At 75.3% G+C, this 20,089-nt stretch carries 15 protein-coding genes; 6 read left to right on the top strand and 9 right to left on the bottom strand.

Features of this window, described 5'->3' with window-relative positions; translation table 11 throughout:
* Positions 1-47: 47 nt before the first annotated feature.
* Positions 48-587: a hypothetical protein gene (locus ACH4RG_RS16050; protein ID WP_397928016.1), complete on the top strand. Its 540-nt coding sequence runs from the start codon at positions 48-50 to the stop codon at positions 585-587.
* Between the two features lie 152 nt (positions 588-739).
* Positions 740-2,224 (top strand): S28 family serine protease, encoded by a 1,485-nt coding sequence (locus ACH4RG_RS16045; protein ID WP_397916961.1) that lies wholly within the window; start codon positions 740-742, stop codon positions 2,222-2,224.
* 170 nt (positions 2,225-2,394) lie between these two features.
* On the opposite strand, the gene ACH4RG_RS16040 is transcribed toward ACH4RG_RS16045, so the two are convergent.
* The 8 genes from ACH4RG_RS16040 to ACH4RG_RS16005 all read right to left on the bottom strand — a co-directional run bounded on the left by ACH4RG_RS16040 (position 2,395) and on the right by ACH4RG_RS16005 (position 12,845).
* Entirely contained in the window at positions 2,395-4,227 is a 1,833-nt protein-coding gene (locus ACH4RG_RS16040) for a glycoside hydrolase family 3 protein (RefSeq protein ID WP_398539691.1), read from the bottom strand.
* Positions 4,228-4,624: 397 nt separating this feature from the next.
* Positions 4,625-5,413, bottom strand: a complete 789-nt coding sequence (locus ACH4RG_RS16035; protein ID WP_397916959.1) for a sugar phosphate isomerase/epimerase family protein — start codon at positions 5,411-5,413, stop codon at positions 4,625-4,627.
* 94 nt (positions 5,414-5,507) lie between these two features.
* The gene (locus ACH4RG_RS16030; protein ID WP_397916958.1) at positions 5,508-6,143 is read right to left on the bottom strand and encodes a GAF domain-containing protein; all 636 of its coding nucleotides are present in this window, start codon (positions 6,141-6,143) and stop codon (positions 5,508-5,510) included.
* Complete coding sequence (locus ACH4RG_RS16025; protein ID WP_398160589.1) at positions 6,127-7,107, bottom strand: S8 family peptidase; 981 nt, start codon at positions 7,105-7,107, stop codon at positions 6,127-6,129. The genes ACH4RG_RS16030 and ACH4RG_RS16025 overlap by 17 nt, the downstream gene beginning before the upstream one ends.
* Positions 7,108-7,110: 3 nt before the next feature.
* On the bottom strand, positions 7,111-10,404 hold the full coding sequence (locus ACH4RG_RS16020; protein ID WP_398539690.1) for an AAA family ATPase: 3,294 nt from the start codon (positions 10,402-10,404) through the stop codon (positions 7,111-7,113).
* A gap of 289 nt (positions 10,405-10,693) precedes the next feature.
* Positions 10,694-10,912 (bottom strand): aroma-sacti cluster domain-containing protein, encoded by a 219-nt coding sequence (locus ACH4RG_RS16015; RefSeq protein ID WP_397916955.1) that lies wholly within the window; start codon positions 10,910-10,912, stop codon positions 10,694-10,696.
* Positions 10,909-11,664, bottom strand: a complete 756-nt coding sequence (locus tag ACH4RG_RS16010) for an iron-containing redox enzyme family protein (protein WP_397916954.1) — start codon at positions 11,662-11,664, stop codon at positions 10,909-10,911. Before ACH4RG_RS16010 ends, ACH4RG_RS16015 begins: the two co-directional genes overlap by 4 nt.
* On the bottom strand, positions 11,661-12,845 hold the full coding sequence (locus tag ACH4RG_RS16005) for a radical SAM protein (RefSeq protein WP_398160593.1): 1,185 nt from the start codon (positions 12,843-12,845) through the stop codon (positions 11,661-11,663). Before ACH4RG_RS16005 ends, ACH4RG_RS16010 begins: the two co-directional genes overlap by 4 nt.
* A gap of 321 nt (positions 12,846-13,166) precedes the next feature.
* Between ACH4RG_RS16005 and ACH4RG_RS16000 the strand changes: the two genes are divergently transcribed.
* The 4 genes from ACH4RG_RS16000 (at position 13,167) to lanKC (ending at position 17,792) form a co-directional block, all read left to right on the top strand.
* Positions 13,167-13,328 carry a hypothetical protein gene (locus tag ACH4RG_RS16000; RefSeq protein WP_397916952.1) on the top strand — a complete coding sequence of 54 codons (162 nt, stop codon included), beginning with the start codon at positions 13,167-13,169 and terminating at the stop codon, positions 13,326-13,328.
* A 91-nt stretch (positions 13,329-13,419) separates the two neighbouring features.
* A complete protein-coding gene (locus ACH4RG_RS15995) occupies positions 13,420-13,569 on the top strand; it encodes a hypothetical protein (protein ID WP_397916951.1) in 150 nt (49 codons plus the stop codon).
* Between the two features lie 216 nt (positions 13,570-13,785).
* Complete coding sequence (locus ACH4RG_RS15990) at positions 13,786-15,180, top strand: MFS transporter (RefSeq protein WP_398539689.1); 1,395 nt, start codon at positions 13,786-13,788, stop codon at positions 15,178-15,180.
* Between the two features lie 11 nt (positions 15,181-15,191).
* Positions 15,192-17,792: a class III lanthionine synthetase LanKC gene (lanKC, locus tag ACH4RG_RS15985; protein ID WP_398160595.1), complete on the top strand. Its 2,601-nt coding sequence runs from the start codon at positions 15,192-15,194 to the stop codon at positions 17,790-17,792.
* Here lanKC and ACH4RG_RS15980 read toward each other — a convergent pair.
* Positions 17,779-19,824, bottom strand: a complete 2,046-nt coding sequence (locus tag ACH4RG_RS15980) for a BTAD domain-containing putative transcriptional regulator (RefSeq protein ID WP_397928027.1) — start codon at positions 19,822-19,824, stop codon at positions 17,779-17,781. The two genes, lanKC and ACH4RG_RS15980, sit on opposite strands and share 14 nt — an antisense overlap.
* Positions 19,825-20,089 lie beyond the last annotated feature (265 nt).

Below are 20,089 nucleotides of genomic sequence, written 5' to 3'. Positions count from 1 at the left end.
GTCTGCTGCGTCGTAACCGGAGACGCACTGGTGCGTACAGACGTCAGGTGGGGGCGAAGGTGTTCGACAGGGCTGCGGAGCCGGTGAGACCCATGAGACGGACAGGATCGCCGGCAGCGGCGGGACGGCCAGGACCGACAGGATCGCCGGGACCGTCGGGACGGCCAGGACCGACAGGATCGACGACAGCGGCGGGGTCGACAGGGCCGGCGGGACGGCCCTTGCTGGTCCGCCTCCTCGTCCTGCTCCTGCTGGCCGGACTCGTGCCCCTTCTCGGCGCCCCCGGCGTCGCCCGGGCCGCCTCCGGCTGCTCCGGCCGCCCCGCGAAGACCGTCGAGTTCTCCACGGGAGAACTACGCGTCTACAAGAGCCGCGCGCAGGCGTGCGCGGTGACCGTCGCCAAGAAGCCCGGCAAGCGACGGACGATGAGCGTCACGCTCCAGGCGCGTGGCGGCCGCGCCGTCACCGACAAGGGCTCCTACACGAAGACGGCCGGCCCGGTCACCGTCAACGCGCTCAACCGCTGCGTACGGGCCACCGGCGCGATCGGCAGGAAATCCACCTCCACCGGATGGATTCTCTGCTGACCTTTCCGCCGACTCCTCCCTTTCTCCGCCGCTCTCCGCCGACTCCTCCCCTTCTCCGCCGACTTCTCCACTGACACGGGCAACCGGGTCTGGCGTGGCGTGTGTTGCCCCGATAAGTTCACGGCGACTGTCGTGAATCAAGGGGAGCGTGCATGCGCAAGTCACTCACAGGGGTTCTCTCGCTCGCCGTGCTCATAGGCACGGTCGGAGCCACGGGGGCCTCGGCCGGTGCGGCCACCGCCGCGGAGCCGGCCGCGAAGCGGAGCAGCGCCGCCGCCAAGGGCGGCGAAGCGAGCAACGAGGACGTCAAGGACCGCATCCTGGCCATCCCGGGCATGAGTCTGATCGAGGAGAAGCCTTACGCGGGCTACCGCTACTTCGTCCTCAACTACACCCAGCCCGTCGACCACCGGCGCCCGTCCAAGGGCACGTTCCAGCAGCGCCTGACGCTGCTGCACAAGGACGTGAGCCGCCCGACGGTCTTCTTCACCAGCGGCTACAACGTCTCCACCAACCCCAGCCGCAGCGAGCCGACGCAGATCATCGACGGCAACCAGGTCTCGATGGAGTACCGCTACTTCACCCCGTCCCGGCCGGCCCCCGCCGACTGGTCCAAGCTGGACATCTGGCAGGCCGCCAGCGACCAGCACCGGGTGTTCACGGCGCTGAAGAAGATCTACGACAAGAAGTGGCTGGCCACCGGCGGGTCCAAGGGCGGCATGACCGCCACGTACTTCGAGCGCTTCTACCCGAAGGACATGGACGGCGTCGTCGCCTATGTCGCGCCCAACGACGTCGTGAACGACGAGGACTCGGCGTACGACCGGTTCTTCGAGAACGTCGGCACCCAGGAGTGCCGCGACAAGCTGGCCGGTGTGCAGCGCGAGGCGCTGATCCGCCGGGCCCCGCTCCAGAAGAAGTACAAGGAGCTGGCCGCGGCGCAGGGCTGGACCTTCAACACCATCGGCTCCCTCGACCGCGCCTACGAGGCCACGGTCATGGACTACGGGTGGGCCTTCTGGCAGTACAGCCTGGTCGCCGACTGCGTGGACATCCCGGCCGACGCCGAGGAGGCCACCGACGAGGACATCTGGAACTCCGTCGACGCCATCTCCGGCTTCTCCGCCTACGTCGACCAGGGCCTGGAGAGGTACACCCCGTACTACTACCAGGCGGGCACCCAGCTCGGGTCGCCGGACATCAAGCAGCCCTGGCTGAGCGATCTGAGCCGCTACGGCTACCAGCCCCCGCGCAACTTCGTGCCCCGCTCCATCCCGATGAAGTTCGAACGGGGCGCGATGCGGGACATCGACCGCTGGGTCAAGCGCAACGCCCGGCAGATGATGTACGTCAACGGCGAGAACGACCCGTGGAGCGCGGAGCCGTTCCGTCTCGGACGCGGTGCGAAGGACAGCTACGTCTACACCGTCCCCGGCGGCAACCACGGCGCGAAGGTCTCCGGTCTCGTCGCCGACGAGAAGGCGAAGGCCACCGCCGCGATCCTGCGCTGGGCGGGCGTCGCCCCGGCAGCCGTCGAGGCGGACCCCGCCAAGGCGAAGCCGCTGGCGAAGTTCGACAAGAAGCTGGACAAGCGCAACGGCGAGGTCGAGCGCGACGAGGCCACCCTGCGCCCATAGGAGCCGCACGCGGTTCTTCTCGCAGCATCCCACACGGGGCTGCGTCCTTCGGTCGCTCTCCCGGTGACCGGCGGGCGCGGCCCCGTACGCCCGGCGCGGCCCGCCGGAGCGGGGCCGCACCAGGTGTACGGGGTGCGTCCGTGGCCGGAGGGCGGTGCCGTCCGGTCGCCCTAGTACGACAGCCCGTGACCCACCGGATACAGCACCTGCGTCGGGTCGTCCGCGCGCTGCACCGGGACCGGGAGGGTGCCCTCCGGATCGGCGTGGCCCGCGATCACCCGGGCGGCGGCGCGCAGTTCGACGTCGGTCCAGGAGTACGCGGCGAGGCTCGCGGCGACTCCGGTCCCGGTGAGGTGGGCGACGTCGTACGGGTTGCGGACCGCGACGGCGACCACCGGGACGCCGGTCGCCACGAGCGCCCTGACCAGGGTGCGTTGCGAGCTGGTCGCCGTGACGTTGTACGTCGCCACGACCACCGCGTCCCTGCCTTCGGCGGCGGCGACCGCTTCGGCGATCTTCGCCTGGTTCGGGGCCGTCCCGGTGGACAACGCCGTCGCGGCGAAGCCCAGTTCGGCGAAGGCGTCTCGCAGGGTGCTGGTCGGCGGACCCGTGGTCCCGGAGGGGGAGGCGGGGTCGGCCCCCACCACCAGCAGATCGCGGTGGCTGCGGCGGGATAGCGGCAGCAGGGCGCCCGGGTCGGCGAGCAGGGTCGTCGTGCGCTCGGCGATCCGGTCGGCGGCGGCCCGGTGGGCGCGGCTGCCGACCGTGCGCTCGACGCCCCGCCGACTGACGAACGGGTCGCGGAACAGGCCCAGTCGGCTCTTCAGCCGCAGGATCCGCAGGATCGATTCATCGACTCTCGCCTCGCTGATCTCACCGCCCCGCACCGCCTTCAGCACGGCGTTCCAGGCGACCGAGAGGTTCGGCGGGTTCAGCAGCTGGTCCACGCCCGCCAGTAGCGCGAGGACCGGCACGCGGTCGTCGCCGTACTTCGTGCGCACCCCCTCCATGCCGAGCGAGTCGGTGACCACCACCCCGTCGTAGCCCAGCTCCTCGCGGAGGATGCCGGTGAGGATCGGCCGGGAGAGCGTGGCCGGGTCCTCGGACGGGTCGAGGGCGGGGACCACGATGTGCGCGGTCATGATCGAGTCGATACGGGCCCGGATCGCGGCGCGGAACGGCGGGGCGTCCAGCTCCTCCCACTGCGCGCGGGTGTGGTTGATGACGGGCAGCCCGGTGTGGCTGTCGGTGCTGGTGTCGCCGTGGCCGGGGAAGTGCTTGGCGGTCGATGCGATGCCCGCGCCCTGATAGCCCCTCACCTGCTCCGCGACCAGAGCGGCCACCGCGGCGGGGTCGGAGCCGAAGGACCGCACGCCGATGACCGGGTTGGCCGGGTTGACGTTGACGTCGGCGTCCGGCGCGTAGTTCTGGTTGATCCCGAGCGCGGCCAGCTCGGCGCCCGCGATCCAGGCCGCCCGGCGGGTGTCGGAGCGCGATCCGCCCGCGCCGAGCGCCATCGCGCCGGGAAGGAGGGTGGCGGGTTCGCCGACCCGGCAGACGATGCCGTGTTCCTGGTCGGTGGAGACGAGCAGCGGCAGCCGGGAGCGCCCGGCGAGCGCGGCGCGCTGGAGGCCGTTGGAGAGGTCGGCGATCTGGTGGGGGTCGCGGGTGTTGTGCGCCCAGGTGAAGTAGATGATCCCGCCGACGTGGTAGGTGGAGATCAGCTCGGCGGCCGTACGGACCCCGATCTCCTTGAGGTTCGCGTCGATGTCGGCCTGGTCGGGGTCGGTGGCGGAGTGCCCGTAGACCCGCATCACGAAGAGCTGGCCGACCTTCTCCTCCAGGCTCATCCCGGCGATGATCCGTCGCAGCCTGCGGTCGGTGGAGGCGTTCGTGGTGGGCGCGGACGCGGCGGAGGGGGTGGCGAGGGCGCCGGTGGCCGCCGCCGCCGTGGCGGCCGCGGTGGCGGTGAGGAGGGTGCGTCTTGAGGTGCGGTGGGGCACGTGAGCTCCTTCCCGGGGTGAAAGAAACTTTCAAGTGAGTACGCTTATAGGGAAAATAACTTCCGGTCAAGAGGGCGGGCCGCCCGCGACACGCCCCGCACGCGAACGGAGGGACACGAACGGACGGACCGGCAGCACGGGCGCGCCGCCCCGCACGAGCCCGGAAGCACCCGGGCGCGCCCCCTTGTACGGACACGACAGCGCGGGGTGCGCCGTCCCCGTACGCACACGAAAGCGCGGGGTGCGCCGTCCCCGTACGGACACGAAAGCGCGGGGTGCGCCGTCCCCGTACGCACACGAAAGCGCGGGGTGCGCCGTCCCGCGTCGGCCCCCGCGCTCTCGTACCGTCCCGCCGCTGCCGCCCCGGCGCTACTGCTTCGCCCCTACTGCTTCGCCCCTACTGTTTCGGCGCTCCGAGCCGCAGCAGGTGTTCGCGCCCCGTGCCCAGCAGACCCGGCAGCTCCGCCGCCCCCGGGTGCCAGCGCTTCTCGAACTCCCAGCACACCCACGTGTCCGGGCCGAGCAGGTCCAGGCAGTCCGCCAGCGGAACCACCCCGGAGCCCAGCGCCACCGGAGTGAGATCGTCCGCCGAGGCGACGTCCTTCACCTGGACGTAGCCCAGGTGCGGAGCGAGCACCGCATGACTGGCAGCCGGCTCCTCACCGGCGAGCCAGGTGTGCAGCACGTCCCAGATCGCGCCGACCCGGGGGTGCCCGACCGCGGCGACGATCCGGGCGACATCGAGGCCCGCCCGGTGCGAGTCATGGGTCTCCAGCAGGATGCTCACACCCATGTCCGCGGCGGTCGGCGCCGCCGCACCGAGCCGCCGGGCGGCCGTCGCGTCGGCCTCCGCCTCCTCCTGGTCGCCGCCGCCCGGGAAGACCCGGACGGAGGACGCGCCCAGGTCCCGGGCGAGTTTCACCAGCTCGGACAGCTCGGCCAGAACCGGCTCGTCGTCCCCCTCGGCAGCCACCTTCACGTACCCGGCGAGGCCCAGGATCTCCACCCCGCCGGCCTTGAACGCCTCGACCACATCGGCCCGTTCCAACGACGACAGCCCCAGGTGCACCGGCTCCTCGGGGTGGACGCGCAGCTCCACCCCCTGGTAGCCGTTCCCGGCGGCGAGCCGGACGACCTCGGAGACCGGCGTTCCCGGCACCCCGAGGGTGGAGAAAGCGAGCTTCATCGTGCGTGTCCTTCCCTTGTGCCGACGCCCCGCTCCTGCCCGCCGGGCCGGTGGCTACGCCCCTCCGGGCGACGGGTGCGGCCCCCGGCCTCTCTCAGCCGACGCCCCGCAGCAGTCGCTCCAGGCTACCCAGCAGCTTCAGCGCGTCCTCGCGCCGCGCACCCTCCAGCGCGCCGGTCCCCGCCGCCGCGCGCCGCTCGGCCTCCCGCACCCGCTCCGGAGTGACCACCCGCAGCGCCGCGGCGGCCTGGCGGGCGAACATCGCGAGCAGGTCCAGCTCCCGGACGCCCGACCTGGCCTGGGGGGACGGGTCCAGCACCTCCAGCACGCCGAGGATCCGGGAGTCGCTGATGAGCGGGGCCGCCATCAGGGCGTTCGGCACGTACGCGGTCGACTCGGCCAGCGAGCGGTCGAAGGACGGATCGGCGCTCAGGTCGTCCACCACCATCGGCTCGCCGGAGGTCGCCACCCACCCGGCGATCCCGCGGCCGGCCGGGAACCGGCGGCCCACGAGGAACTCCTCGCCCTGCCCGGAAACGGCCTGGAAGACCAGCTCGTCCGCCTCCTCGTCGAGCAGGAAGACCGAGCTGGCCTCGGCCCCGAAGATGGCGCGGGCCACGTCGACGACCGACTGGAGCAACTCGCTGCGCGGCGCGTCGGCGGTCCGGGCGTCGGCGACCGGGGCGGAGCCGGGGGAGAGGGAGGGAGCGGGATCAGTTCTCGGAGTCATCGCGGGTATCTCCTGCCGCAGTGGAAGGACGCGGCGCGTGGCGCACATTGGCCGCGGACAGATAGAGGGCGTTCTTGAGCTGGAAGGCCGTCATGCGCGGATGCGCGGACAGCAGGCGGGCGCAGAGCCCGGCGACGTACGGCGTGGCGAAGCTGTTCCCCGTGGTGCGGATCGTCCGGCCGCCCAGCCACGGCACGGTCACGTTCTGGCCGGGACCGAAGAACTCCACCGGGGGCTCCGGGTTGTACAGGTGCAGCTGGGGGTCGTCCTCCTGGTGGCTGCCCACCGAGATCACCGAAGCGAACCGCCAGGGGAAGCTCTCCACCGGGGTGTTGTGGGCCGAGGCGACGATCACCGTACGGGCGAAGTAGGCGCTGTCGGCCAGACTGTGCAGCTCCTGCGCGAACCGCGTGCGGGTCGTCGACAGGCTGAGGTTGACCACGTCGAAGCCCTGCTCCACCGCCCAGCGCAGCCCGGCCATCAGGACGTCGCCGGTGCCGGAGAACCGCTCCCCGAGCACCCGCACGCTGTGGATCTCGCACTCCGGGGCGGTCCGGCGGACGATGCCCGCGCACGCGGTGCCGTGCCCGCAGGTGTCCCCGGTGGTCGTCGGCTCGACCGTGATCTCCCCGCGCTCCGCGTCCTTCACGACCACCCAGGAACCGGCCAGCGGGCCGATCAGCGGATGGTCCCGCTCCACGCCCGAATCCACCACGCACACGCGGACGCCGCGCCCGGTGGCGGGCCCGGCGGGGCGGCCGAGCGGCGGCCCGGGGTCCGCCAGCACCGGCACGTCCTCCGGGCCGCGGCCGCGCAGGCTCCAGGTCAGCCCCTGCCCCGGGGCCCCGCGCGCTCCCGGGGCCGTCCGCGGCTGGCCCGCCCCCGTTCCCGCCCTCGGCCGTTCCGGTTCCGACCGTGCCCGTTCCCGTTCCGTCCGCGGCCGTTCCGGTTCCGTGGTCGTCATCGGTCAGCTCCTCTCCCTCGTCGTGGCCAGGGGCCGGGGCGGGTGCGCGAGGAAGCCGGAGACCCGGCGCACCCCCGGCAGATGCCCCTTGCCCGTGAAGTGCGCCCCGGCCGACCGGGCCGAGGCCCCGGCCTCCGGCCACCTGCCCAGGGCGGCGAGCGTGTGCGCCCGGTCCAGCTCGGCCGTCGCCTGCACCAGCGGGGAATCCGTGAGCAGCGAGGCCCGGACCGCCCGCTCCGCGTGTTCCGCCGCCTCCTCCGGTCGGTCCCGCACCGTCAGCCGGGCCCGCAGCCCCGCCAGGTCCACCGCGTCCGCCCGGCTCAGCCCCGAGGTGTCGCCGACGCCTGCCAGCCGGGCGGCCGCCGGAGCCTCCCGGCCCGCGTCCAGCTCCAGGCGGGCCGCGTCCAGCGCCACCGCCGTCCGCATCCCGGCCGCCCCCGTACGCCGGGCCGCCGCGTCCGCCCGGCCCAGCAGGTCCAGGGCCACCGTGCCGTTGCCGAGCAGCCCCTCCACCGTCGCCCGGAACACCGGGAGGAAGACCTCCGCCTCGGCGAACCCCAGCTTCCCCGCGAGTCGTTCCGCCTCGGCCAGGCAGTGGTACGCCTCGTCCGGCCGCTCCTGGAGCGCGTACAGCACCGCCAGCGGGCAGTTGAGGGTGACTCGGACCGTGGGCCGGCCCGCCCCGTGCGCCGCCAGCAGCGACCGGCAGCGGACCACCGCGGCGGGCACCGGAACCGGCCCCCGCCACAGGGAGACGCCGATCGCGCCGAGCGCCCCGGCCCGCTCCGGCTCCGCACCGGCCAGCACCGCGTGTTCCAGGGCCCGCGCCTGGTCCCGCTCCGCCTCCTCGTGCCGCCCGGACCGCTGGAACTGCTGGGCGAGCCGCAGATGGGCCCGCGCCCGGCCCGCCGAGTCCCCGGCCGCCTCGAACACCGGCAGCACGGCCCGGGCCACGGTGGCGGGGCCGGGGCCCGGACCGCCCGGATCCAGCACCGCGAGCGCGAGGCGGGCATGCGCGGCCTCCACCGGGTCGGACCCCGAGTCCCTCACGAGGCGCAGCAGTTCGGCTCCCTCCCCGGTGCGGCCCAGCGCCACCCGTACCTCGCCGAGCCGCCGTGTCGCCGCCGGATCCCCGGGGCACAGGTCCACCGCCCGCTCCAGCAGGCCGTGCGCCCAGTGCAGGTCGGACCGGGCGGCGGCCTGGGCCCCCGCCCGGCCCAGCGCGGCGGCGGCCCGCTCGCGCAGCCGCCGGGCCGGATCGTCGAGCAGGCCCAGCTCCGCGCGGTAGCGATAGGCGCGCTCCAGATGGCCGCCGACCGCGCCGTCGCCGCTCCGCAGCACACTGGGCAGCTCCGCCGCCCAGGCATGGCGCTCCGCCTTGGCCCGCTTGGACAGCGAGGCGTACGCGACCTCGTGCACCAGTCCGCTGCTGAACCGGTACGCCGCCGCCTCCCGGCCCCCCGGCGGCCCCGACTCCACCAGACGGCGGCGGCCCAGCACCGCCAGCACCTCCTCGACGCGCCGCCGGTGCTCGGGGGCCGCACCGGTCGTCCCGGCCGGCTGCCCGGCCCCGTGGCCCTCCCCGGCCCGTACGGACAGCTCCAGCCGGACCAGCTCCGGAGCGGTGAACTCCCGGCCGATCACCGCGGCCAGGTCCACCACTCCGCGCTCCGCCCGGGCCAGGGCCCCGATGCGCGCGCCCAGCAGGGCCTGGAGCGTGGGCGGCAGGTCCTCCTCGGCGGTCGGTCCCCCCGGGCGGGAGGCGACCGCCGGTTCCGGGCGGTCGCCGACCAGGAGCTGTTCCAGGTAGAGCGGATTGCCCCCGGCCCGGGCAAGGAGCCGGTCGTCCACCGGGGCGGGCCCGCCGTCCGGACCGGCGAGACCGGCGGCGAGCCGCGCCGCCTCCTCGGGCGGCAGTCCGGTGAGCTGGAGGCGCCCCGCGCCGGCGGGAAGCCCGCCCCCCTCGTCCGGCCCGTCCGCACCCTCCGCGCCATCCGGCCCGTCGGGCCGCCCGGCACAGAGCACCAGCACCCCCGCGCACCCCGGGCCGTCCGTCAGCCGGTGCACCGTGCGGACCAGCAGCGGGGCCGCCGCGTGCCAGTCGTCCAGCACCAGGACGACCGGGCGGGACCGGGCGGCCCGCTCCAGGACCGCCGTCAGAGCCGCGCACATGTCCTCGAAGGGCGCGTTCGGCGTGCCGTCGCGCAGCAGGCCCCCGGACAGCAGGGCCATCGCGTCGTCGACCGCCAGCCCGCCCGCCGTGTCCCTCGCGTCGTCCGCGGGACGGGGCGCGGGCCCGGGACCTGGCTCGGGCGGGGGCTCGGGCGCGGGCCCGGCCGCCACCAGCGAACGCACCGCGTCGGCCAGCGGGGCGAGGGTGCCGTGGTCCCCGTAACTGCGGCACCGCCCCGCGCCGTACGCGAGCACTCCGGACGCCGACCGCCGCGCCAGCCACTCCCGTACCAGCCGGGTCTTGCCGATGCCCGCCTCCCCGGTGACCCGCAGCGGTCCGGCACCGCCACCGTGCGCGGCCCGTTCCAGGGCGGCGTCCAGCGCCTGCCGTTCGGCGTCGCGGCCGACGAAGGGGACGTCGAAGCGGCGCAGCAGCTCGGGGTCGTCCGCGCCCAGCGCCAGCAGCCGGTAGGCCTCCACGCTGTCCCGCTTGCCCTTCAGCCGCAGTGGCCCGGTGGGCTCCGCGCTCACCGTCGGGCCGGCGGCGAGCAGAGTCCCCGGGCCGATGAGGATCTCGCCGCGGCCCGCGTTCTGCTCCAGCCTCGCGGCGATGTTGACGGTCTCCCCGGAGACCAGGGCCTGACGCGCGGTCGCGTCCGAACCCGCCACCACCTGGCCGGTGTTGACGCCGATCCGCGTGGCCAGCTCGATGCCCAGGGTGGCCTCCAGCTCCTCGTTCAGCCGGGCCAGCGCCCTGCGCATCCCGAGCGCCGCCGCCAGCGCCCGGCGGGCGTCGTCGTCACGGACCACCGGTACGCCGAACACCGCCATCACCGCGTCCCCGATGAACTTCTCCGGGGTGCCGCCCCGCGCCACGATCTCCGCGCTCATCGCCTCGAAGTACCGCAGGGTCACCGCGCGCAGCGTCTCCGGGTCGAGCACCCCGGACAGCGCGGTGGACCCGACGAGATCGCAGAACAGCACGGTCACCGGCTTGCGTTCGTCACCGTGCGGCACGGCGGGGGCCGGTCCGGTCCCGTCGGCGGCGGTCGCGCACGGCATCCCGCAGGACGAACAGAACCGGGCCGTCGGCGGCAGATCCTGCTGGCACGAGGGGCAGTTCATGGCGGTCCTTCTCTCCCGGGGCCGTGCGGTCAACGGTTGTGCGGTCAACGGTTGGGCGGTCGACGGCTGCGCGGTCAACGGTCGTGCGGCCGGCGGTCGTGCGGCCGGCGGTCGTGCGCACCGGGCGCGTGCGGTCGGGCGAACGGGGCGGGCGGCGGTACCGGGGACGTCCTGAGGCCGTGACGTGGTGACAGCGCGACGTGGTGACGTGGTGACGTCGTGCCCCCGGGCGGGTACGGGCCCGGTGCCGGTCGCCGGAGCCGGGCCCGTACCGCTGATCGGTCTCCGGTCAGAACAGGGCTCCGCCGGCGATCTCGCCGTGCGCCTGGACCTCCGGCCCCACGGCGTCCAGCCGCCTCCTGATGTCCAGCAGGACGTCAAGTTCCTGCGGGGTCAGCCCGCTCAGGACCTCGCGCTGCTCCTCGGTGAGCAGGTCCACGGGGAAGCCCGCCTCGTACAACGCGTCGGGCAGCGCTGGTCGTTCGCCGTTCTGGGGTGGTCCGGTCATGGTGTGGCTCCCATCGGTGGGACGGGTCCGGCTCCCCGCAGCGACGGCGCCGGTGCGGAGCGCCCGAGCCGGACGAACAGCTGGGTGAGCGCGTCGAGGGAGTGCAGCGCGCTGACCGCCACGGCCGCTTCGGGCCCCCGGCCGAGCGGCAGCAGGTCCAGCAGCGCGTACAGCTCGTTCAGGTGTTCCGTGTCGAGCACCGAGTGCTCCCGAACCGTGCGCAGTGCGGCGGCGGGCAGCCCGGTCAGCCGGGTGATGCGGCCGGTGAGGCCGGCTGCCGGCGCGTAGCCCTCCAGCACGGCGATGTAGCCGAGCAGAGCTACCGGGTGGTGGTGCTCGATCCAGTAGTACTGGGATCCGACGAGCGAGGCGACCAGGGGGGAGGGCAGCGGACCCAGCGCGTCCTCGGGAGCGCCGCCCGCCGCCCGGAGGTCCTCCAGCAGCCAGGCGTCGTGGCCCTCCTCCTCCCGGATGTGCTCCTCCAGGTACGCGGCGAGCGGCGCCGCCAGCGGATCGCCGGACGCGGCCCGGGCGCGGGCCCGGCCAAGGGCCAGTTCCATCAGCGGGACGGAGGCGCGGATGACGGCGTGCATCGTGCACAGATACGTCCGGTAGCGGGGCAACAGCCCCTCGGAACGCCACATATGGTGCGTCGCTGCCCGGAACTCCGGTTCCAGGAGGAGAAGTTTGACCCGCAGGCGTGCGGAGGCCCCCGCGCCCCCGAGCCGCGTACCGCCTGACACCGCGCTCATCGGACGTCCGGCGCGTCGGGCTCCGGCGCCGGCGACCCGCCCGCGACGACCAGGGGCGCGTACGCCGCGCAGCCGTGGCGGCGCACGACACCCTGCGCACCCTCCTGGGAGCCGCGCACCGCGGCCGCCAGGTCCAGCAGCGCTCCGGCCGCCCCGCCCGCCACCGCACGGGCCCCGGCCGCCGCCGCCTCGTCGCCGCCCAGCGCCCGGCAGCCGTCGCAGTAGGAGCCCGCCCGGGGGCCGGAGCCGTACCGGGCGGCCAGATGCGCGGGCCCGACCGTGCGGACCATGCGCAGCACCGGCGACTCCAGCGCCCGGCGGCGCACGGTCGCCCAGTCGTCGACGCCGATGTGCCCGAGGTCCAGATGGGCCGGGACGGGCCGCTGGTCGACGGTGTCCTGGTTGCAGCAGGCCAGCACCCGCCCGTCGAAGGCGACCACGGGCCAGGCGGCCATCGAGCACGGCGACGCCGCCGCCGGGTCGGGGCCGATCCGGGCGGGCCTGGCCCAGGAGGCGGCCCGGCCGAACGGCCGCACCTCGTTGACCAGGCAGGGGACCCGGCCGCCGAACTCCTTCTCCACCGCCCGGGTGATGTCGGCCAGATACGGGTCGGACGCGCCGGTCCCGGTGAGGTGGAAGCTCACGGCCACGCCCTCGTCCCGGATCCGGTGCAGGGCCCGGAAGACGTCGGCGCGCGGGACTTCGCGCTCGTGGTGGACGTCGAGGGAGGCCGAGAAATGGTCGACGGAGCGGATCGCGCGCAGGATCGCGGGGGGAATCGCCTCTCCGCCCCGACCGGTCCGACCGCCCCGGGCGTCCCCGCGGTCCCGGCGGCTCCCGGACGGGTTGCCTCCCGACCGTGTGTCCCAGGACCGGGCGAAGAACATGCCGCTGAGCAGCGCGGTACGGGACCCGGCGCGGTGCGCCAGCGCGCTCAGCCGTTCGGCGAGCGCGGGCAGCAGCAGCGGCTCCCCGCCGGTGAGCATGACGACGTCGGGCCGGTTCTCCTCGCTGAACGATCCGACGAAGCGCTCCAGTTGACCGCCGTCCGGCTCTTCCCGGGTGAACAGGTCCGACCCGGTCGAGCAGTGCGCGCAGCGCAGGGGGCAGCGCCGGGTGAGGCCGAGAAGCAGACCGGCGGCCGGGTAGGGCCGCTGTGCGACGAGTTCGGCGAGTTCCATGCGGGCCGCCTCCTTCGGGACCGGGGCGCGTCGGGCGCGTACCCAGGCTGCGCGCCACCGGTTCACGGACGGTCCGGCGGGGCTTCAGCGGCGGTATGGGCCCAGGTGGGGGCGGGGACCCGGGCCGTCGGCGAGGCCGGAAAGCAGTGCTTCCCTCCCTCCGGACTGGCCCGATACCGACGCCATACCGCCGCCGAAGCGATCGCCAGGCCCGGCTTCCTAACTTTCTCGGCAACGGCAGGCACCGGCCGGCCGCACCGGACACCGAGGGGCGCGCCCCACGGACCCCGGACCCGCAGTGACGAGTGGATGGAGACCGCCATGTCCGAGAAGACCAAGCCCGCCGGCGACGACACCAACGAGACCCCCGAGGTCGAGGCGCACTCCGTGCTGGACCTCCAGGAGACCGCGGTCAACGTCGACCGCGACATCATCGCGCCCCCCGGCAACTGCATCAGCGTGCTGAGCGTCGTCGAGAACTGATCCCCGCACCGGACGCCCAGGGGCAGCTCCCCGGGGGCCCGGTCGTCCCGCAGCTTCCTGTCATCGCAGTGACGAGTGGATGGAGATCGCCATGTCCGAGAACACCAAGCCCGCCGCCGACGAGACCCCCGAGGTCGAGGCGCACTCCGTGCTGGACCTCCAGGAGACCGCCGCCCAGGGCGGCGACCAGACCGACGGCAACTGCATCAGCGTGCTGAGCGTCGTCGAAGCGCAGCGCTGATCCCACCGGGCCGTGCGCCGCGGCGACGAGGCCGACGCCTCGTCGCCGCGGCGCCCGGACGGCGGACAGGCGGTGCGGGGGAGGCTCCGTGAAGACGGGAGCCGCCCCGCCGCACCCCGCCCCGCCACATGACCCGCTTCGGCACAGCGGGGTGCGCGCCCCTCACCCCGCCCTGCCCGACCACCGTCCTGCCCGCCGATCTTCGGGAGCCCTCCGATGGCCGCGTCGCTCCGCTCCAACCGGGATTTCCGGCTGCTCTGGATGAGCGGCCTCTTCGCCGTTCTGGGCAGCCAGATGGGTGCCCTCGCGCTGCCCCTGCTCATCCTCAAGGAGACCGGCTCCGCCGTGCAGGCCGGCCTCGTGGGGACGGTGTCCGTCGGCGCCGTGCTGATCACCATGCTGCCGGGCGGGGTCATGGCCGACCGGGTCGAACGCCGCCGCCTGATGCGGCTGTGCGACGTGGGGAGCCTGGCCGCGGTCACCGCCCTGACCGTCGCCGTGTGGAACGGGAGCGCCCCGATGGCGCTCGTCCTGCTGGTCGCGACCGCCGGGGCCGTGCTGAACAGCGTCTACGCCCCCGCCGCCTTCGGCCTGATGCGCGCGGTGGTGCCGCCGGACCAGATGGGCACGGCGACCGCACGCCTCCAGGCACGTACCTCCACCGTCCGGCTGGTCGGCCCGCTCGTCGGCGGCGCGTTGTTCGGCGTGCACCAAGCGCTGCCCTTCACCGCGCAGTTCCTCGGACTGTTGCTCTCGACGGTCTGCGTGGCCCTCGTGCGGACCCGCTCGGAGGCCAGGACCAAGGCCGGTTCGGTGTTCAGCCGCCGGGAGCTGACCGCCGGCCTCACCTTCCTGTGGCAACTGCCCTACCTGCGCACGGTGCTGCTGGTCTTCGGCCTGGGCATGAACTTCGCCTTCGGCGCCCTCACCTTCACCGCGCTCGCCGTCTTCTCCGAGGGCGGACGCTCCGGTCTCGGCGGCGGCTTCGTCATCACCTGCGTCTCGGCGGGCGCCCTCGTCGGCGCGCTGCTCGCGCCCCGGCTCGCACCCGACCGCCACGTCCGGACACTCATCGTCATCACCTGCTGGAGCTGCGTCGGGACGGCCGCCGCGCTGGCCTGGCTCAGCAGCCCGCTGCTGGCCGGTCTGCTGTGCGCGCTCTGCATGTGCCTGTCGACGATCGCCAGCATCGGCTTCCTCTCGACCCTGCTGGTCGTCACCCCGGAGGACCGGCTCGGCCGGGTGCAGAGCGCGGCGAGCTTCCTGTCCTCCGTCGTCCAGCCGTTCGGACCGCTCGCGGGCGGCGCTCTGCTGACCGCCCTGGGCAGCCGCGCGGCCTTCGGGGTGACCGGGTGCGTGCTGGCCGTCTCGGCGGCGGTGGTGACGTTCGCCCCCTCCGTGCGGGCCGGTGCGGTCCCGTCGCCCGCCGGTACACAGACGCCTGACGCGACACAGACGCCTGGCGTGACGCAGACGCCTCCCGGTCCGCGGACGCCCGGGGCACCCGCTCCCGAACCGGCCGGAGCCGCCCGGGCCCACCGGGGGGCCGCCGTGGAGGAAGCCCCGGCCCGACCCACCCCCGACACCGCCGGTCGTCCCGGCCCGCTCTGAGGAGGACCGCCGTGCCCGGACCGCAGCAGACCCAGCTCTACTGCCTCGCCGACCGTACGTACTACGACACCCCGGCCCGGCTGCGGGACGAGGAGACCCGCTACCCGCTGGACGCCGCCCCGCCCCCCGAGGGCTGGCGCCGGACCCCGGGCGGGCTGTGGACCTCGATGCTGCCCGACCACGGTGAACCGGCCGAGCAGGGGTGGAAGATCCATGTCTCCACCGTCCCGGAGGAGGCGGAGGCGACCCTGCGCGACACCACCGGCGTCTGCCTCTCCCACAGGGTGCCGTTCAAGTTCCTCCGCAGCGAGCAGGCGCTTCTGCTGATGTCCGGCAAGTACATGTCCCGCTCCGGCGCGGGGAAGTTCCTCACGCTCTATCCGCCGGACGAGACCGTCTTCCTGCGGGTCCTGGACGACCTGACCCGTGCCCTCGCCGGACGGCGCGGCCCGTACATCCTCAGCGACCTCCGGATCGGCGACACCCCGGTGCACGTCCGGTACGGGGCGTTCACCGCCCGCTGGTGCCGGGACGCGGACGGCGAAAGCGTCCCCGCCCTGCGCCACCCCTCGGGCGAACTGGTGCCCGACGAGCGCGGGGTGGTGTTCCGGGTGCCGCCGTGGGTCACCGTCCCCGGGGCGCTGCGCCCGCACCTGGCGGCCCGCGCCGCCGCCGGGGACGCCGCCTTCCCCTACACCGTCCTCTCGGCCCTCCAGTTCTCCAACGCGGGCGGGATCTACCTGGCCCGGCACCGGGAGACCGGCCGGCAGGTGGTGCTCCGCGAGGCCCGGCCGCACTGCGGGCTCGACGGGGCCGGCGACGACGCGGTGACGCGTCTGCACCGCGAACACCGGGCCCTGACCGCGCTGGCCGGACTGGACTGCGTACCGAGGGTGCACGGGGTGACGACCGTGTGGGAGCACCACTTCCTGATCGAGGAGCACATCGAGGGGACCACCCTCCTGGAAGAGATCGTCGCCCGCTTCGCCCTCGTCCGCGGGGCGGGCACGGCCGCCGAACTCGCCCCGTACACCGCGTGGGTGGACTCCGTGACCGAACAGCTCACGCGGGCGCTCGCGGCCGTGCACGGGCGCGGCCTGCGCTTCGGCGACCTGCACCCCAACAACATCATCGTCCGCCCCGACGGCCGCGTCGCCCTCATCGACTTCGAGTACGCCACCGGTCTCGACGACCGGGACACCCCGACGGCGGGCGCGCCGGGCCTCCAGGCGCCCGCCGGGACCTCCGGCGCCGAGGCCGACGCCTACGCGCTCTGGGCGACCTGGCTCTCCATGCTGATGCCCCTGATGGAGATGGCCGGGCACGACCGGGCCAAGGCCCTGACCCTGGAACGCTGGGCGCGGCGCAGGTACGGCCTGGCGGCCGACGCGGGGCCCCGCCGCCCCGCGGCCCTGCGGACCGTGGAGGACGGCCGGGAGGGCGAGATCGCGGCCCTGCTCGACGGCCCCGCCCCCGACTGGGCCGGCCTGCGGACCCGGCTGCTCGCCGGAATCCACGCGGGCGCGACGCCCGAGCGCCGCGACCGGCTCTTCCCCGGCGACCCGAAGGCCTTCGCCACCGGCGGAAGCGACCTGGCGCACGGGGCCGCCGGCGTCCTGTACGCCCTCCACCGCATCGGGGCGCCCGTCCCGGACGCCTGGACGGACTGGCTCGTGGCGGCCGCCCACCGGCGCGACCCCGCGTCACCCGGCGGCCTGTTCGACGGACTGCCGGGGACCGCGGCGGTGCTGGCGCTGCTCGGCCGGCCGGACGAGGCGCGGGAGCTGTTCACCCGGGCCACCGTCGCCGCACACCCCTCCGCCTCCGCCGACCTCCTGACCGGCCGCGCGGGCACGGCCCTGGCCGCGCTGCGGCTGGCGACGGCCGGCACGTCCGCCCCGGACCCGGAGCTGGTGGACGCGGCCCTGCGCACCGCCTGGGACCTCGACTGCCTGGTCCGGGGCGAATCGGTGCAGGGCGGCGGCCCGGCGGCCCCGCCCTCCGCGGGGCTGCTGCGCGGTCTGAGCGGCGTCGCCCTGCTGCACCTCGAACTGCACGCGCTCACCGGCGAGGAGTGGCTGCCGCGCGCCGCCCGCACCGCCCTGTACCGGGACTCCGGTCACTGCACCGCGATGCCCGACGGCACCGTCCAGGTCAAGGACGGCCGCCGCCACCTGCTCTACCTCGACCAGGGCAGCGGCGGCTTCGCCCTGGTCGCCCGCGCCTACCTGGCCCGGCACGAGGGGCCCGCGCTCGCCGCCCTGCTGCCCGGCGTGCACAAGGGGTGCACCAACGAGTTCGTCCGCGAACCGGGGCTGTTCACGGGACGCGCCGGACTGGTCGCCACCGCACGCCAGTTGGAGCGGGGCCCGGCAGGCCCCGGGGTCCTCGCCTCCGTACGCAACCTGTCCTGGCACCTGGTCGCCGACGGGGACCGGCTGCTGGTGCCCGGGGCGGGGCTGCGGCGCTGCTCCGCCGACCTGGCCACCGGGGCGGCCGGACTGCTGCTGGCCCTGCACTTCCTGGCCGCGGCGGAAGCCGACGGGTCCTCCCACGGGACCCCCGCCGACGCCCGTCCGCACGACCTGCTGAAGCTGCTCACGCTGGGCTGAGCGGACCGGCCGTCACCACCGTGCGGGCAGGTACGCCGGTGAGATCCGGGGCCGGCGTCGGGGGTAGGTCCGGGAGCAGGGCAGGCACGCCGGCCGGCCCCGGCCCCCATCCGGACCCGGCGGGGGCGGGGACGCCGGGGTGCGCGGGCGTGACCGGTACGCCGGCGCCGGCGGACGCGCCGCCGGGCGCGGGAGCCTCCCGCTCGCGGGCGTAAAGGCCGAGCAGCCTCGGCACCTCGTACAGCGCGGCGTGCGCGGTGACCTCCCCGGCGGGCGAGGTCACCGCGCCGGCGTCGATCAGCGACTCGACGGCCCGGATCGCCGCCCGCTCCCCGCAGCCCAGCGCCGCCGTGGCGCTGTCCAGGGTGAACCCCCCGTCCTCGGCGAGCCCCGCCAGCCGCCCCAGCACCCGCCGCTCGCCGTCCGCGAGATCCCGCCAGCCGGACGCGAGCCGATCCCGTACGGAGACGTCCCCGGCGACCAGTTCGTCCAGTGCGGCCGACGGGTCCTCCAACCGGGCCGCGTACTCAGCCAGCGGCAGATGCCGCAGCACCGCCAGCCGCATCCCGCTCACCTCCACCGCGAGCGGCAGCGCCCCGCAGGCCCGGACGATCCGCAACGCCGCACCCGGGTCGGTCCGCAGCCGCCCGGCCCCGATCAGCTTCCCCAGCAGCTCCAGGGCCTCGCCGTCCGCCGGCGCGGGCAACGCGATCCGGTGCACCGGGGCGAGTCCGGCCAACTGCCCCCGGGCGGTGACCAGCACGGAACACTGCCCGGACCGCGGCAGCAGCCCCCGTACGGCCGCCTCGCCCGGCACGTCGTCCAGGACGATCAGCGCCCGGTGCCGGGCCAGCCACTCCTGCCAAGCGTCCGCGAGGGCCTCCGCCGCCCGGACGTCCCCCCGCCCGGCCTCCGGCCCCGGAGGGGCGGCGCCCGCCACCCCGCACAGCCGCCCCAGCTCCGCCAGGACGTCCGCCGGGCCGCGCGCCGTACCGTCCTCCCGGCGCACCCGGACCTGGACGCGGCCGTCGGGGAAGCGGTCGGCGAGCAGATGGGCCGCCCGGACCGCCAGTGCCGACTTGCCCGCCCCGGCCGGGCCCGAGACGACCACCACCCGCTCCTCGCCGCCGCCCAGCACGTCGAGCAGGCCGCGCAGTTCGTCGCGGCGGCCGGTGAAGGCCCCCGTACAGGCGGGCAGCGCCACCGCGCTCACCGTCTCCCGGGCGGCGGCCGGCCGCCGGGCCTCGCGCCCCCGGCCGAGCATCGAGCGGTACAGCGCCGCCATCGCCGGACTCGGCTCCAGACCCAGCTCCCGCGCCAGCAGCTGCCGGTAGTCGTCGTACACCGCCAGCGCCTCGGCCTGCCGGCCCGACTGGTGCAGGGAGTTCATCCAGGCGGCCCGGAGCCGCTCCCGCAGCGGATGGCGCTCCACCAGATCCCGCAGCCCGTCCGCCGCGACAGCGGCCCGGCCCAGCTCGATCTCGGCCTCCGCCCAGTCCTCGAACACCGTCAGGCAGCGGGCCTCCAGCCGGTCGGCCTCCTCGGCGACCTCGGCGGAGTCCCGCAGGTCGTTCAGCGGCGGCCCCTCCCACAGGTCCAGCGCCTCACGCAACAGCCGGGCCGCGCCCGGCAGGTCGCCCCGCCCGGCCGCCGCCCGCCCCGCGCGGGCCAGCGCCCCGAAGCGCAGCGAGTCCAGCTCGCCCTCGGCGATACGCAGGAGGTAGCCCCCGCAGCCGTGCACCACCCGGTGCCGGGCCCCGTCCCCGGCCGGCCCCAGGAGGGCCCGGGCGGCACTGACGTAGACCTGGAGGTTCTTGCGGGCGGTACGGGGCGGGCCGTCCGGCCACACCGCGTCGATCAGCACACCGACCGGCACGGGGGTGTTGGGGCGGGCCAGCAGCGTGGCGAGGACCAGGCGCTGCTTTCGCGGGCCGAGCGGCAGCTCACGGCCGTCCAGCCGGGCCGTGAGCGGGCCGAGCAGGGAGACGTACACCGCACCTGCGGAACCGGTGCGGGCGGGAGGTCGGGTCATCGGCGGGCCTCCGGAACGGGGACGGGCGGCGGGCTGGGCCGTGCACACGTCCCGATCCTGCTGCCGCCCCGACCCCCGCACATCGGGGCCCCGCACGCATTTTCCGCCCGGCCCCCCGACCGAAACCGCCCGGCGCCCCCATGTTGCCCGCCCCGGCCCCCACGGCCCCCGCCTCAGCCGGCGGTTGCCGGTCCGGACGGATCCTGCCTCAGGCCCAGCGGACCTGCCTCGGGCCGGACGGTCCCGCCTCGGGCCGGGCGGGCCC

Source organism: Streptomyces sp. NPDC021019 (assembly GCF_044333295.1).
Classification (GTDB): Bacteria; Actinomycetota; Actinomycetes; order Streptomycetales; family Streptomycetaceae; genus Streptomyces.
This window is presented reverse-complemented; position numbering and strand designations above follow the sequence as displayed.

Excerpts from the sequence above, each read along its gene's own strand:
- ACH4RG_RS16045 (WP_397916961.1), top strand. The coding sequence starts at position 740 with ATGCGCAAGTCACTCACAGGGGTTCTCTCGCTCGCCGTGCTCATAGGC.
- ACH4RG_RS16035 (WP_397916959.1), bottom strand. The coding sequence starts at position 5,413 with ATGAAGCTCGCTTTCTCCACCCTCGGGGTGCCGGGAACGCCGGTCTCC.
- ACH4RG_RS16030 (WP_397916958.1), bottom strand. The coding sequence starts at position 6,143 with ATGACTCCGAGAACTGATCCCGCTCCCTCCCTCTCCCCCGGCTCCGCC.
- ACH4RG_RS16025 (WP_398160589.1), bottom strand. The coding sequence starts at position 7,107 with ATGACGACCACGGAACCGGAACGGCCGCGGACGGAACGGGAACGGGCA.
- ACH4RG_RS16020 (WP_398539690.1), bottom strand. The coding sequence starts at position 10,404 with ATGAACTGCCCCTCGTGCCAGCAGGATCTGCCGCCGACGGCCCGGTTC.
- ACH4RG_RS16015 (WP_397916955.1), bottom strand. The coding sequence starts at position 10,912 with ATGACCGGACCACCCCAGAACGGCGAACGACCAGCGCTGCCCGACGCG.
- ACH4RG_RS16010 (WP_397916954.1), bottom strand. The coding sequence starts at position 11,664 with ATGAGCGCGGTGTCAGGCGGTACGCGGCTCGGGGGCGCGGGGGCCTCC.
- ACH4RG_RS16005 (WP_398160593.1), bottom strand. The coding sequence starts at position 12,845 with ATGGAACTCGCCGAACTCGTCGCACAGCGGCCCTACCCGGCCGCCGGT.
- ACH4RG_RS16000 (WP_397916952.1), top strand. The coding sequence starts at position 13,167 with ATGTCCGAGAAGACCAAGCCCGCCGGCGACGACACCAACGAGACCCCC.
- ACH4RG_RS15995 (WP_397916951.1), top strand. The coding sequence starts at position 13,420 with ATGTCCGAGAACACCAAGCCCGCCGCCGACGAGACCCCCGAGGTCGAG.
- ACH4RG_RS15990 (WP_398539689.1), top strand. The coding sequence starts at position 13,786 with ATGGCCGCGTCGCTCCGCTCCAACCGGGATTTCCGGCTGCTCTGGATG.
- ACH4RG_RS15980 (WP_397928027.1), bottom strand. The coding sequence starts at position 19,824 with ATGACCCGACCTCCCGCCCGCACCGGTTCCGCAGGTGCGGTGTACGTC.